Source organism: Microbacterium sp. NPDC056736 (genome assembly GCF_042790415.1).
Classification (GTDB): domain Bacteria; phylum Actinomycetota; class Actinomycetes; order Actinomycetales; family Microbacteriaceae; genus Microbacterium.
The window spans coordinates 324,721-338,240 of sequence record NZ_JBHTZE010000004.1; the positions used below are offsets into that span (position 1 = coordinate 324,721).

The 13,520-nt window shown below is 73.3% G+C and carries 14 protein-coding genes; 8 read left to right on the plus strand and 6 right to left on the minus strand.

Annotation, left to right across the window (positions count from 1 at the left end; genetic code table 11):
- Positions 1-32: 32 nt before the first annotated feature.
- On the minus strand, positions 33-1,103 hold the full coding sequence (locus tag ACFRAL_RS10880; RefSeq protein WP_378882641.1) for an NADH:flavin oxidoreductase/NADH oxidase: 1,071 nt from the start codon (positions 1,101-1,103) through the stop codon (positions 33-35).
- Between the two features lie 43 nt (positions 1,104-1,146).
- On the opposite strand from ACFRAL_RS10880, the gene ACFRAL_RS10885 reads away from it, so the two are divergent.
- The 4 genes from ACFRAL_RS10885 (at position 1,147) to ACFRAL_RS10900 (ending at position 4,427) form a co-directional block, all read left to right on the plus strand.
- A complete protein-coding gene (locus ACFRAL_RS10885; RefSeq protein ID WP_378882643.1) occupies positions 1,147-2,022 on the plus strand; it encodes an NAD(P)H-hydrate dehydratase in 876 nt (291 codons plus the stop codon).
- Between the two features lie 55 nt (positions 2,023-2,077).
- On the plus strand, positions 2,078-3,289 hold the full coding sequence (locus ACFRAL_RS10890; RefSeq protein ID WP_378882646.1) for a hypothetical protein: 1,212 nt from the start codon (positions 2,078-2,080) through the stop codon (positions 3,287-3,289).
- A 96-nt stretch (positions 3,290-3,385) separates the two neighbouring features.
- Entirely contained in the window at positions 3,386-3,700 is a 315-nt protein-coding gene (locus tag ACFRAL_RS10895) for a thiamine-binding protein (protein ID WP_336398527.1), read from the plus strand.
- Between the two features lie 4 nt (positions 3,701-3,704).
- Positions 3,705-4,427 (plus strand): NUDIX domain-containing protein, encoded by a 723-nt coding sequence (locus ACFRAL_RS10900; protein ID WP_378882649.1) that lies wholly within the window; start codon positions 3,705-3,707, stop codon positions 4,425-4,427.
- Between the two features lie 7 nt (positions 4,428-4,434).
- Here ACFRAL_RS10900 and ACFRAL_RS10905 read toward each other — a convergent pair whose 3' ends face one another.
- The 3 genes from ACFRAL_RS10905 to ACFRAL_RS10915 all read right to left on the minus strand — a co-directional run bounded on the left by ACFRAL_RS10905 (position 4,435) and on the right by ACFRAL_RS10915 (position 8,804).
- Entirely contained in the window at positions 4,435-6,090 is a 1,656-nt protein-coding gene (locus ACFRAL_RS10905) for a heme peroxidase family protein (RefSeq protein WP_378882652.1), read from the minus strand.
- Between the two features lie 71 nt (positions 6,091-6,161).
- Positions 6,162-7,367: a homoserine O-acetyltransferase gene (locus ACFRAL_RS10910; protein WP_336398530.1), complete on the minus strand. Its 1,206-nt coding sequence runs from the start codon at positions 7,365-7,367 to the stop codon at positions 6,162-6,164.
- Between the two features lie 114 nt (positions 7,368-7,481).
- The gene (locus tag ACFRAL_RS10915; protein WP_336398531.1) at positions 7,482-8,804 is read right to left on the minus strand and encodes a bifunctional o-acetylhomoserine/o-acetylserine sulfhydrylase; all 1,323 of its coding nucleotides are present in this window, start codon (positions 8,802-8,804) and stop codon (positions 7,482-7,484) included.
- Positions 8,805-8,981: 177 nt separating this feature from the next.
- On the opposite strand from ACFRAL_RS10915, the gene ACFRAL_RS10920 reads away from it, so the two are divergent.
- Genes ACFRAL_RS10920 through ACFRAL_RS10935 form a run of 4 tightly spaced genes read left to right on the plus strand, consistent with a single transcriptional unit; the run spans position 8,982 to position 12,011 of the window.
- On the plus strand, positions 8,982-9,770 hold the full coding sequence (locus tag ACFRAL_RS10920; RefSeq protein WP_336398532.1) for an SDR family oxidoreductase: 789 nt from the start codon (positions 8,982-8,984) through the stop codon (positions 9,768-9,770).
- The gene (locus ACFRAL_RS10925; protein WP_378882656.1) at positions 9,767-10,633 is read left to right on the plus strand and encodes a metal-dependent hydrolase; all 867 of its coding nucleotides are present in this window, start codon (positions 9,767-9,769) and stop codon (positions 10,631-10,633) included. The genes ACFRAL_RS10920 and ACFRAL_RS10925 overlap by 4 nt, the downstream gene beginning before the upstream one ends.
- A 1-nt stretch (position 10,634) precedes the next feature.
- On the plus strand, positions 10,635-11,327 hold the full coding sequence (locus tag ACFRAL_RS10930; RefSeq protein ID WP_378882659.1) for a uracil-DNA glycosylase: 693 nt from the start codon (positions 10,635-10,637) through the stop codon (positions 11,325-11,327).
- Between the two features lie 45 nt (positions 11,328-11,372).
- Positions 11,373-12,011, plus strand: a complete 639-nt coding sequence (locus tag ACFRAL_RS10935) for a GNAT family N-acetyltransferase (protein ID WP_378882662.1) — start codon at positions 11,373-11,375, stop codon at positions 12,009-12,011.
- A gap of 3 nt (positions 12,012-12,014) precedes the next feature.
- Here ACFRAL_RS10935 and ACFRAL_RS10940 read toward each other — a convergent pair whose 3' ends face one another.
- On the minus strand, positions 12,015-12,467 hold the full coding sequence (locus tag ACFRAL_RS10940) for a hypothetical protein (RefSeq protein ID WP_378882665.1): 453 nt from the start codon (positions 12,465-12,467) through the stop codon (positions 12,015-12,017).
- Positions 12,436-13,515: a M4 family metallopeptidase gene (locus ACFRAL_RS10945; RefSeq protein ID WP_378882667.1), complete on the minus strand. Its 1,080-nt coding sequence runs from the start codon at positions 13,513-13,515 to the stop codon at positions 12,436-12,438. The genes ACFRAL_RS10940 and ACFRAL_RS10945 overlap by 32 nt, the downstream gene beginning before the upstream one ends.
- Between the last annotated feature and the right edge of the window lie 5 nt (positions 13,516-13,520).

Here is a 13,520-nt window from a genome sequence, read left to right on the forward strand (position 1 = left end):
GCCCCGGGTATCCCGGGGCTTCGCCGTCGCCGTCAGGAGGCCGGCCGCGCCCGGAGGTACTGCGCCGGCCAGTACTCGATGTCGGCGCCGAGCTCGGTGGCGGCCCGCAGGCCGTAGTGCGGATCGCGGAGCCACTCGCGTCCGGCCATGACGGCGTCGGCCGCCCCCTCCTCCAGCACCCGCTCCGCATGGGCGGCGTCGTCGATCATGCCGACGGCGTTCACCGGCACACCCGCCTCGCGGCGCACGCGCGCCGCGAGGCCCACCTGGTAGCCGGGGCCCGTCGTGAGCCGCTGGTGCGAGACGAGGCCCCCGCTGGAGATGTCGAAGAAGTCCGCGCCGCGCTCGGCGGCCCAGCGCGCCACCGTGACGGTGTCGTCGGCGTCCCAGCCGCCGGGCGCCCAGTCGGTGGCGGAGAACCTCACGATGAGCGGAACGCCGGGCGCGGCATCCGTCACCGCCTCCAGCACGCGGAGGAGGAGCCGCGCGCGATTGCGCAGCGAGCCGCCGTACTCGTCGTCGCGGAGGTTGGACAGCGGCGAGAGGAACTGGTGCAGCAGGTAGCCGTGGGCCGCGTGCAGCTCGAGCACCTGGAATCCCGCGTCGACGGCGCGGCGGGCCGCCGAGGCGAAGGCGGCGACGATGCGGTCGATGCCCGCCAGGTCGAGGGCGACGGGCACCGCGTAGCCGTCGTAGGCGTCCGCCGAGGGTGCGACGGTGGTCCAGCCGCCCTCCTCGGCCGGCACCGAGCCGCGGCGTCCGGAGAACGGCGACCAGGTGGAGGCCTTGCGCCCCGCGTGCGCGAGCTGGACGCCGGCCACCGCCCCACGGCGACGGATGGCCGCCACGATCGGCGCCCACGCGTCGCGCTGCTCGTCCGTCCACAGTCCGACGTCCTCGGGCGAGATGCGCCCTTCGGGCGACACCGCGGTCGCCTCCGCCACGATCAGCCCCGCCCCTCCCGACGCGAACTGCGCGAGATGCGTGTGGTGCCATTCCTGCGGCACGCCGTCCACCGCGCTGTACTGGCACATGGGCGACACCCACAGGCGGTTGCGGATCGTGACGTCGCGGAGGGTGATCGGGGAGAACAGTCGGGGCATGGGGTCTTCCGGGCCGGGTTCGGGGGAGCGGTACTGTGACGGCATGGAGCGGTCTCACTCGCTGCGGGCATGGTCGCAGGCCGACGCCGCGCGGGCCCTGCGGCGGCCGACGGGCGCCGATGACAAGTATTCCCGAGGCGTGCTGGGCATGCGCACCGGGTCCGAGGCGTATCCCGGTGCCGCGGTGCTGGGCGTCGAGGCCGCCTGGCGCACCGGCCTCGGCATGGTGCGCTACCTCGGCCCCGAGCACCCGACGGCGCTCGTGCTCGCCCGCCGGCCCGAGACCGTGACCGCGGACGGCCGCGTGCAGGCGTGGGTGATCGGATCGGGGACGGATGCCGCCGTCCGCACCGAGTCCGACACCGCGGCGCTGCGCGGCCTGCTGTCCGACACCGATCCCGTCGTCGTCGACGCCGGGGCCCTCGATCTCGCCGCCGAGGCCACCGCGCCGCGCATCCTGACGCCGCACGACCGTGAGCACGCCCGGCTGCGTGCGGCCCTCGGACTCGGCCACACGCCGACGGACCGGGTCGTGGCTGCGCGTGAGACCGCGGCGGCGACCGGCGCCGTCGTGCTGCTCAAAGGGGCCGTGACCGTCGTGGCCGCTCCCGACGGGTGGGCGGCGACGGTCGAGGCCGGCACCCCGTGGCTCGCGACGGCGGGCACCGGCGACGTGCTCGCGGGCGTCATCGGGGCGCTCGTGGCGGGGGCGATGGCGCACGACCAGACGGCGGATGCCGCCTCCCTCGCCGCGCTCGCGGCCTCCGGCGCCTGGCTGCACGGCCGTGCGGGGGCGATCGCCGCCGCCGGCGCGGGCTCGACCGCCGGTGGCCCGGCGTCCCCGGGCGGCGGGCCGATCACGGCGCTCGACGTGGCCGAGGCGCTGCCGCGCGTGGTCGCCGAGGCGCTCGCGGCCTGACCCGCGCCCCGTTCGCGTGACGGGGCAGTCGTGGCGCGTCCCTAGGATGGAGGGCGTGTCTGGGCGGGCGGTGGTGTGGATCGCGTTCGTCCTGGTCCACGCCGTCGTGGTCTGGCTGGGGTTCGCCGACGATCGCGCCGCCTCGTGGGACGTCGATCAGCTGTACCGGTGGTGGGCAGGGCTCGCGCTCACCGGGGAGGCGTTCCCGGGGATCACCGCGGACTGGATCTACCCCGTCCTCGCCCAGCTGCCGATCCTGACCGCCGGCGCCGTCGCCGGGCTGCTCGACTACGTCTTCGCGTGGGGCCTGCTCGTCACGGCGCTCGACGCCGTCGCGTTCCGCGTCCTCGTCGGGCGCGGCCGCTCCCGCGGCCGGATGGCGGCCGCATGGTTCTGGCTGGCGGCGATCCTCGCCCTCGGCGGCGTCGGGATGTTCCGCCTGGACGCGGTCACGGTGCCCCTCGCGGTCGCCGGCTCGCTGTGGCTCGTCGGCCGCCCGTGGCTCGGATCGGCGCTGCTCGCCGTGGCCACGTGGATCAAGGTGTGGCCGGCCGCGCTGCTCGCCGCGGCCGTCATCGCGGTGCGGCGGCGGCTCGCGGTCCTCGGGGCGGCGGCGGCGGTGTCCGCCACCGTGGCGCTCGCCGTCTTCGTCGCGGGCGGCGGGGCACACCTTCTCGGCTTCGTCGGCGACCAGACGTCGCGCGGGCTGCAGATCGAGGCACCGGTGAGCACGGTGTACATGGTGATGGCCGCCGCGGGCGTGCCGGGCGTCGAGGTGGTCTACGATTTCGACCTCATCACCTTCCAGGTCGACGGCCCGGGCGTGGAGGGGGTCATCGCCGTGATGACGCCCATCCTCGTCGCGGGCACGCTCGCGATCGCGGCGGCGGGCGCGCTGAAGGCGTGGCGGGGCGCGAGCTTCGTCGCGCTGTTCCCCGCCCTCGCCGCGGCCCTGGTGCTCGGCTTGATCGTCCTCAACAAGGTCGGCTCGCCCCAGTACATGACGTGGCTGGTCGCACCGCTCGTCCTGGGCCTCGTGCTCGATCGCCGCCGCTGGTGGGCACCGGCTGCCCTCACGCTGGCGATCCTCGCCCTCACGCAGCTGATCTTCCCGTTCTGGTACGACGCGCTGCTCGTCCTCGCGCCGGCCGCGGTCGGGCTCCTCGTCGCGCGCAACCTGCTCCTGCTCGCGCTCTTCGCGTGGGTCGTGGTCCGACTCGTGCGGGTGCGCGTGCGGCCGGCCGTGCGCCGCCGCGTGACAGAGTAGACGTGGGCCGGCTGCGCCGGCCGTCGCCGGCGCAGCGCGCAGGCCGGCCTCGGCGCCTGCCGCCCGCCATCCTCATCCCCTGAACCGGAGGTCCCCATGCTCGTCGCCTTCTCCGTCGCCCCGAGCGGCACCGGCCGCGCCGACGGCTCGGTGCACGATGCGGTCGCCGCCGCGGTGCGCGTCGTCCGTGACAGCGGGCTGCCGCACCGCACGACGTCGATGTTCACCGAGATCGAGGGGGAGTGGGACGAGGTCTTCGGGGTCGTCAAGCGCGCCTGCGACGCGGTGGCGCCCTACGGCTCGCGCGTCTCGCTCGTGCTGAAGGCCGACATCCGCCCCGGGTACTCGGGAGAGCTGGACGGCAAGATCGAGCGCCTCGAGCGCGCGCTGCGGCGCGACGACGCCGACTGAGGCGATGGACCTCCCGCTCGGCGACCGGTCGCGACGCCCCGAGGACGCAACCGACCCCGCGATCCCCGTCGCCGCCACGGTCGTGCTGCTGCGCGACGGCGTGGAGCGCGCCGGCCTCGAGGTGCTCATGCTCGAGCGACCCGACCGCGGCTCGTTCGCGGGGGCGTGGGTGTTCCCGGGCGGCAAGCTCGAGGATGCCGACCGCGGACCCGACCCCGCCGAGCCCGAGGAGGCGGCGGCCCGGCGTGCGGGCGTGCGGGAGACGCGCGAAGAGACGGGGCTGTCGGTGGATCGCGACGCCCTCGTGACGCTCTCGTGCTGGGACCCGCCACCGGGTCTCGCACTGCGGATCCGCACGTGGTTCTTCGTGGCGACGGCCGCGACCGGCGTGCTGACACCCGCGGCGGACGAGGCCGTCGCGGCGGAGTGGATCCGCCCGTCCGAGGCGCTGGCCCGTCACGGGCGCGGGGCCTTCACGCTGTATCCGCCGACGTGGGTGACGCTCCACGGCCTGGCCGAGCACGACGACACCGCGTCGGTCGTCGGCGCGGCGCGCCTCGGCGGCGTGCAGCGCTTCGAGACGGTCGCGCGCCGCGGCGGCGACGGCCCCGTGCTGCTGTGGCAGGGCGACGACGACTACGATCCGGATGCCTCGGCCGAGGCATCCGGATCGCGTCATCGCCTCGAGATCGGGGCGCTGCCGTGGCGCTACCAGCGCACCGGCTGAGCGGTCGTCACGGCTCCAGCACCCCGGCGACGCGCACGAGGTCCGCGAACGTGAAGTCGCCGGCGACCGCGCTCGGAAGCGTCGGGGTGAAGCCGACGTTGAGCAGCGACAGGGCGTCGCGGCGGAGCATGGTCACGAACGTGTCCGCCACGATCTTCGCCCCCAACGGCCCGAGGTGCTCGCCGCCCGTCGCGACCATCGCCTCCCGCAGGATGTAGTACCACAGCGGCGTCTTCTCGAGCAGGAGTCCGCCCTGCTGCTGCAGGACGGCCACCTCGTCGGCGGGGAGCGCGCCCGTGAGCTCGGCCGCACTGAGCACGGGCACGCCGAGCGCCGCCGCCGTGGCCTGCCCGCTGGGGAGCCCGAGCACGAGACCGCGCAGCAGATTGCGCGTCGCGAGGATGCTCATGAGCGCGTTCGTGCCGCTGCCGTCGAGATCCTCGAGTGCGCTCGCGAGCACGCTGTCGATCTTGCGCGCGTTGTTGAACACCGGTACGGCGAAGCCCGTCTCGAAGAACGCGTTGAAGTCGACCACCCAGTTCGAGCGCACCGGCAGGTGCGGTTCGTGGATGAACGCGAACACGTCCGACATCGGCTTGGTGCGCAGCTCGAAGTTCAGCCAGTAGTCGTCGCGGATCATGCTGTGGCCGAACCGGTACGCGGCGACGGAGAACTCCACCGGCATCTGGAACGCGCCGCCGATCGGAGCCGACACTCCGGCGATCGCCGCGTCGACGGCCGCCTGGCCGCAGATGCGGGGCAGGAAGTCGTTGAGCACCGCCCACTGGTAGTGCAGCGTCGCCTGCCGCTTGGCCTCGACGAAGACGTCGCCGGGGAATCCGGACGCGACCAGGGAGTCGACGATCGCGTTGTGGAACCGCAGCATCGCGTGGTGCAGCTGCGACACGATGAGGTTCTCGTTGTTGCGCGGGTCGCCGATGATCGCTGTGAGGGCCGAGGTGCGGGGAACGTCGCAGTCGGTGTGCTCGACCATGCCGGCCGCGCCGGCAGCCCCGCCGGCACCGCCGACGCCGCTGGACAGGTTCGTGCCGATGAGCATGCGGAATGCGGAGGCCGGCTCGCCGGGCGCCGGTGCGGCGTACAGGAAGGCATCCACCGCCGGTCCTCGCCCGTACACGCTGTCGAGGTCGAGCATCGGCGAGCGCATGTTGTTGATGACGCCCGCGTCGACCAGCGTCGGCGAGTCGAGGGCCGACGACACGTCGAGGGTGATGTCGTGGTCGACGAACTGCCCGACGTAGGTGAAACCCGACGGGGTCGCGGAGTCGGACGCCGTCTCGCGTCCGCTGTTGGCCATCAGGTTGCCCAGCTGCGTCAGCAGATCCCGCGAGGTGTCGTCGAGGGGCAGCCGGCTGGCCTTGCGCACCCTGGTCTTGGTCAGGTAGCCGAACTTGTCGGCGGCGGAGGAGAACACCTCGTGCGCGGGGAAGTATCCGAGCGAGAACTTCGCGCCGTGGAACCTCCCGTGCTCGGGCCGCACCGCCTCCAGCGAGGAGCGGATGTCCACCGGCAGCCGCGGTGCCCGCCGCTCGCCGGGCGACCGCTCCCGGGTGCCGTTCACGCCGAGCTGTTCGCGGAGAAAGGGCTGGGCCGCGAAGGCGTCTTCGGGCGACTCGGCGCCCGGCTTGGTGTCAGTGCTCATGATTCCCTCCTTGGGACTTTGCCCAGTGGGAGAGGAGCGCCTCGCGGACGGTGATACCGCGGCGACGTGAATCAGGACTCGAGCAGCCGGCGCAGGTGGGTCCCCACCGCGTGCGTCTCGATGAGGAACCCGTCGTGGCCGAAGTCGCTCGAGAGCACGACGGCGCGGTCTCCGTCGAGCGTGTTGCGGATGCCGCGGGCGATGCGGTGCTGCCCGTCGATCGGGAAGAGGCGGTCGCTGTCGATGCCGAGCACGAGCGCCGTCGCGGTGACGCGGGCGAGCGCGTCCTCGACACCGCCGCGGTCGCGCCCGACGTCGTGCGAGTTCATCGCCTCCACGAGCGTGATGTACGCGTTCGCGTCGAAGCGCCGCGTGAACTTGTTGCCGTGGAAGTCGAGATACGACTCCACGGCGAACCGGCCGCCGCGCCCGAGCGGGCTGACGCCGGACTGCCACGACCGCTGGAACCGCTGGTTCAGCTCGGTGGGGGAGCGGTAGTTCAGCAGCGCCATCCGGCGGGCCAGCGCGAGGCCGCGCGTCGGCCCGTCCCCGTCGGCGGCGTCGTAGTACTCGCCGCTCTGGAACCGCGGGTCGATGCGGATGGCCTCCAGCTGCACCGAGTTCAGCGCGATCTGGTCGGCGGTGTTGACCGGCGGCGACGACAGGATCCCCACGCGCGCGACGCGCTCGGGCAGCGACACCGCCCACTCCAGGGCGTGCATGCCGCCCATCGATCCGCCGACGACGGCCGCCCAGACGTCGATCCCCAGCGCATCCGCGAGGCGCACCTGGGCCGCCACCTGGTCGCGGATCGTCAGGTACGGGAAGCGCGAGGCCCACTCGTAGCCGTCGGGACCGATGGATGCCGGACCCGTCGAGCCCTGGCATCCGCCCAGCATGTTCGGTGCGACGACGAACCAGCGATCGGTGTCTATCGGGCCGCCCGGGGCCACGATGTCGTCCCACCAGCCGGAGGTCGGGTGCCCCGCCCCGGCCGGCCCGCGGACGTGGCTGTCGCCGGTGAGCGCGTGGAGCACCAGTACGGCGTTGTCGCGGGTGGCGTTCAGCTCGCCCCACGTCTCGTACGCGAGCCGGTAGGCGGGCAGCTCGCGGCCGCCCTCGGTGCGGAACGCCCCGAAGGCGGCGAAGTGCCGGTCGCCCGGCGGGTCGCCGTCGCGCCAGGCGCCGGTGGCGGGCGGGCGCCCGCCCAGCAGGCGGGCGTCGGCCTCCGTGACGGGCGCGCTCGGCACCGTGTCCTCGGAGGTCTGCCAGTCCATCGGTCCATTCTCGCGTGCCGGGTCGCGGGCAGGCCGCGTGTTACGGGCGGGATGACGGATGCCCCGTCCCGGCGCCGCGCGCCGGGACGGGGCATCCGCGTCCCGAGGAGGGGGTCAGGCGCGAGCGGCCTCCGAGACGCGGCGTGCGGCCGCGAGAGCCTGCTCGAGGTCAGCCTTGAGGTCGTCGATGTTCTCGAGGCCCACCGAGAGGCGCACCAGGCCAGGGGTGACCCCGGCGGTGAGCTGCTGCTCGGGCGTGAGCTGCGAGTGCGTCGTCGAGGCCGGGTGGATGACGAGCGAGCGCACGTCGCCGATGTTGGCCAGGTGGCTGAACAGCGTCAGCGAGTTGACGAACTCGCGGCCGGCCTCGACGCCGCCCTTCAGCTCGAACGACAGCACCGCGCCGACGCCCTTCGGGGCGTACGTGTTCGCGGCGGCGTACCACGGCGAGGTGGGCAGGCCCGAGTAGTTCACCGACGCGACGTCGCCGTGGTTCTCGAGCCACTCCGCGATCTCCTGCGCGTTCTGCACGTGACGCTCGACGCGCAGCGACAGCGTCTCGATGCCCTGGATCAGCAGCCACGCGCTGTTCGGCGAGATGGCCGAGCCGAGGTCGCGGAGCAGCTGCACGCGCGCCTTGATGATGTAGGCCAGGCCGTCGCCGACCGCGGCGGTGTACGACGCGCCGTGGTACGAAGGGTCCGGAACCGTGAGGCCGGGGAACTTCTCGACGTTCTTGGACCACGCGAAGGTGCCGCCGTCGACGATCACGCCGCCGATGGTCGTGCCGTGGCCGCCGAGGAACTTGGTGGCCGAGTGCACCACGATGTCGGCGCCGTGCTCGAACGGCTTGATGAGGTACGGCGTCGCGATCGTGTTGTCGACGATGAGCGGCACGCCGCTCTCGTGGGCGATGTCGGCGACGGTGCGGATGTCGAGCACGTTGATCTTCGGGTTGCCGATGGTCTCGGCGAAGAACAGCTTCGTGTTGGGGCGCACCGCGCGGCGCCACTCCTCGGCGTCGTCCTGGTTCTCGACGAACGTGGTCTCGATGCCGAGCTTGGCGAGGGTGTACTTGAAGAGGTTGTACGTGCCGCCGTAGATCGAGCTCGACGAGACGATGTGGTCGCCGGCCTCGGCGATGTTCAGCACCGCGAAGGTCGCCGCCGCCTGGCCGCTCGCGAGGAGCAGAGCGCCGGTGCCGCCCTCGAGCGCGGCGAGGCGCTCCTCGACGACCGCCTGCGTCGGGTTCTGGATGCGCGTGTAGATGTTGCCGAACTCGGCCAGCGCGAAGAGGTTCGCCGCGTGGTCGGCGTTGTCGAAGACGTACGACGTGGTCTGGTAGATCGGCGTCGCACGAGCCTTGGTCACCGGGTCGGGCTGGGCCCCCGAGTGGATCTGCTTGGTCTCGAAACGCCAGTTCTCGGGTGCGGACATGGCTTGCTCCTGCGGGTTCGGATGCCGGGAGCAGGCGCCCCCAGCCGGGTTCGACAGTACGGAGAACCGCGGTTGTCGACAACGCGGGGGAAATGTGACGTAACGCGCTCACCGCCCCCTCCTCCCCGGACCGCCCGCGAGTGAACGGGGCTGGGGACTGTGGGTAGCGTGGAGGTCATGGCGAACAGACGTGCTGTGGTGACCGGGGCGAGCTCGGGGATCGGGGAGGCGGCCGTCCGCGCGCTGCGCGCGACCGGCTGGGACGTGGTGGGGGTGGCGCGGCGGGCCGACCGCCTCGCGGCGCTCGAGGACGAGACGGGCGCCGTCGCGTTCGCCGCCGATCTGACGACGGATGCCGATGTCGAGGCGCTCGCGGCGTTCCTCGACGGCTCCGGCCCGGTGCACGCGCTGGTGCACGTCGCCGGGGGCGCCCGCGGCACGGACCGGGTCGAGGACGGGCGCGTCGAGGACTGGCAGTGGATGTTCGAGGCCAACGTGCTGTCCGCCCAGCGCCTCGTGGCGGCCCTGCTGCCGCAGCTGCGCCGGGCCGCGGCATCCGACGGTCACGCCGACACGCTCTTCGTGACCTCGACGGCCGCCCAGCACGCCTACGCAGGCGGCGCCGGCTACAACGCGGCGAAGGCGGCCGAGGCGATGCTCGCGCACGCGCTGCGCCTCGAGCTCAACGGAGAGCCGATCCGCGTGGTCGAGATCGCGCCGGGGATGGTGCACACGCCCGAGTTCACGCTCAACCGCCTGGGCGGTGACACCGTCGCCGCCGAGCGCGTGTACGAAGGCGTGCGCGAGCCCCTCACGGCAGACGACGTGGCCGACGTGATCGCGTACGCGCTCAACGCTCCCGGCCACGTGAATCTGGACTTGGTGACCATGCGCCCCGTCGCGCAGTCGGCACAGCACCTGCTCGCGCGCGGTCCGCTGCGTCCGCGCGGCGTGGACGCACCGTGACGCTCGACCGCGGCACGGTCGTCACCTACCCGGACGGGGCGACCGTCTCGCACGGAACGGTGGTGCACGTCGCCCCGGCCGGCGACGGGCGCACCGCCGTCATCCTCGACCGCACCGCGTTCCACCCGGTCGACACGGCATGGCCCGACCAGCCCGCAGACAGAGGCGTCCTCCGCATCGGCGGCGTCGAGCTCCCGGTCGTCGACGCGGTGGTGGGCGCCGCGCAGGGCGAGCAGCTCCTCCTCGGCGCCGACGTCCCCGTGCGCACCGGGACCGAGGGGTGGAGCTTCGTCGTCGCCCACGTCGTCGCCGGTGACGGGGTCGCCCCCGGCGCGAGCGTCGAGGTGGAGGCGGATGCCGCCTACCGCGCCGCCCTCTCGCGCGGCCACACCGCGTGCCACCTCGCCTCCCTGGCGCTGGACGCGGCGCTCGCGGACGCGTGGCGCAAGCCGGCACCGCTGGACGCGCTCGGTGCACCGGCCTTCGACGCACTGGCCATCCAGGAGTCGCGCATCCTCCCCGAGGGGTCCCGCGACGTCTACCGCATCGGCAAGTCGCTGCGTCGCAAGGGCTTCGACCCCGCGGCGTTGGAGGACCTCGGGTCGCTCGCCGCCCGGGTGGACGCCCTGCTGGCCGAGTGGGTCGCAGCCGACGGCGCCGTGCGCATCGTCCGCGACGGTGAGGCGCTCGCCGACCGGCGGACGTGGGTGTGTCAGCTCCCCGGCACCGAGGTCCGCATCCCCTGCGGCGGGACGCACGTCGCCTCCCTCGCCGAGCTCGCCTCGGTGTCGGTCTCGTTCGCGACGACCGCGACAGACGGCGGACTCGAGCTCGTGATGACCACCGCGGCCGAGCGTGCCTGACATGGCGATGACCCTCCCCGAGCTCGCCGGCGCGGGGCTCATCGACGCCGGCTGGTCGGCGGCGCTCGAGCCGGTCGCCCCCGACATCGCGGCGCTCGGCGACCGCCTGCGGGCGGAGGTCGCCGCCGGACGCCCCTACCTGCCGTCCGGCGACCGCGTCCTGCGGGCCTTCCAGCGCCCGCTCGCCGACGTCAAGGTGCTCATCGTCGGGCAGGACCCGTACCCGACGCCGGGGCATCCGATCGGCCTCTCGTTCGCCGTGGACGCGCACGTGCGTCCGCTGCCCAGGAGCCTCGCCAACATCTACCAGGAGCTGGAGGCCGACCTCGGCATCCCCCGGGCGCCCCACGGCGACCTGTCGGCCTGGAGCGACCAGGGCGTCATGCTCCTCAACCGCGTCCTGACGGTCGCCCCGGGGGCACCGGCGTCGCACCGCGGCTGGGGGTGGGAGAAGGTGACCGAGCACGCCATCCGCACGCTCGTCGCCCGTGACAGGCCGCTCGTGGCGATCCTGTGGGGGAGGGATGCCGCGAACCTGCGGCCTCTGCTCGGGGACACACCCGTCATCGAATCGGCGCACCCGTCCCCGCTCTCTGCGAGCCGGGGCTTCTTCGGCGCCAGGCCGTTCTCGCGAGCGAACGAGCTGCTCGCGATCCAGGGTGCCGAGCCGGTGGACTGGCGGCTGCCCGCGTAGGCTCGTCCCGCTGCCCAGGGCCGGCCGCACACATCAGGAGGGCGCATGCTCGAGGAGGAATACGAGAAGGACCGCCGACGGCTGCCGCGCCATCTGCAGCGCCAGCCGGAGCCCGAGCTGCCCTTCACGTTCCGGATCCGTCCCGTGGAGGACCGGGACATCCCCGACATCCGCGAGATCTACAACTACTACGTCACCAACTCGGTGGTGACCTTCGATGAAGACACCTGGTCGGTCTCGAAGTGGCGCAAGAAACGCGACCACCTCCGCAGGCTCGGGCTGCCGTTCCTCGTCGCCGAGTCCCCGTCCGGTCAGATCCTGGGCTACGCGCTGGTCCAGCCGATGTCGAGCAAGTCCGCCTACCGCTTCTCGGTGGAGAACTCGATCTACCTCGGCCAGGCCGCGACCGGCAAGGGGCTCGGCCGCGCACTGCTTCACGCCCTCATCGAGGCCTGCGAAGAGGTCGGCATCCGCCAGATGGTCGCCGTGATCAGCGACAAGGGGGCCGAGGGCTCGGTCGCGCTGCACGAGAAGCTGGGGTTCGTCGAGGTCGGGCGCATGGGCCGGGTGGGCTTCAAGTTCGACCGCTGGCTGGGCACCATCTACCTGCAGAAGTCGCTCAATCCGAAGAAGGGGGCGGGCAAGAAGCCCGGCACCCCCAAGAAGGGATTGTTCGGGCGCTGATCCTCAGCGTCCGGGCAGCTCCGGTCCCGGCCGCTGCCTGCTCCAGTCGCGGACGGCGTCGATGAGCTCGCGCCACGCCCCGACGACCTGGTCGTCGAAGAGCTCTGCCTCGCGCGGGTCGGATCCCGCCCAGCTGGCGCGGATCAGCCACACGAAGCCGTCCGGCACGGGCGGTCGGCCGCGGTCCTCCGCCGACAGGACCGGGGGTTCCTCCGGGCCGCTCGTCGTCGCCGTCGGGGCCGTGTGCGCGCCCTCCTCCGGCGCCCAGGGCGGGGGGACGTCGTCCCACGGGCAGCGCTCGATGAGCGAGCGCCATTCCGGCGCCTCCGCGGCGGGAGGCTGCGCCGACCAGCGTCGCGTCATGCCGGCGATGCCGCCGGTGCGGGCCACGTCGACCTCGAGCGCGGGGTCGGGTGCGCCCCCGTCAGCATCGCGTGGTCGGGTCGTCTTGATCATCCGCGATCACCCCGACGCTCGTCCACCCGGCGCGGACGGCGTCGACCTCCTCCGAGTCCTCACCGTACTCCGTGCTCGCCGCCGTGACCGTGGCCCGTGCGAACGTCGTGAAGTCGGCGGTGGCGGGCACCGTGCCCGATGTGAGCGTGCGGTACCAGATGAGGCCGGCGCGGTCCCACGCCCGCCCGCCCAGGGCGGTGGCGGTGAGGTAGAAGGCGTGGTTGGGGATGCCGGAGTTGATGTGCACGCCGCCGTTGTCGTCTCGGGTCACGACGAAGTCGCGCATGTGGGCCGGCTGCGGGTCCTTGCCCAGCACGTCGTCGTCGTACGCCGTGCCGGGGGCGGCGAGCGATCGGAGCGCCGTTCCCTGCACGGCATCCGTGAAGATCCCTTCGCCGATCAGCCAGCTCGCGGTCTCGACGGTCTGGGCTTCGCGGTGCTGCTCGGCGAGCGCACCGAAGACGTCGGCGACGGATTCGTTGAGCGCGCCGGACTGGCCGCGGTAGAGCAGCCCGCCCTCGTCCTCGATGACGCCGTGGGCGAGCTCGTGGGCGATGACGCTCAGCGCGCCGGTGAACCCCGCGAAGATCTCGCCGTCGCCGTCGCCGAACACCATCCGCTCGCCGTTCCAGAAGGCGTTGTCGTAGTCGCGGCCGTAGTGCACGGTGGCCAGAAGCGAACCGCCCGCACCGTCGATGCCGTCGCGCCGGTACGCGTCCCACCAGAAGTCGAACGTCGCTCCGAGGCCGTCGAAGGCATCGTCGACGGACGCGTCGCCGGTCGCCGGGTCGTCCTCGCCGCGCACCCGCACGCCCGGCAGCACCTCGCGCTCCTGCGCGTCGGAGATCTCGCGATCCGGCGCGGGCGTGGTCTCGGCGACCAGCGTTCCCCGCTCCTCGATCGACAGGCGCAGCCGGGAGCGGGCCGGCCGGTAGTCGCGCGGGGCGGCGAGGGTGGCGCGGGCGGCCTGCGCGGCCTTGGCCCAGCCCTCCTCCCGCACGGCGGCGATGCGGGCGAGGAGATAGGGCGGGACGATTCCGGGAGCCATGCTCC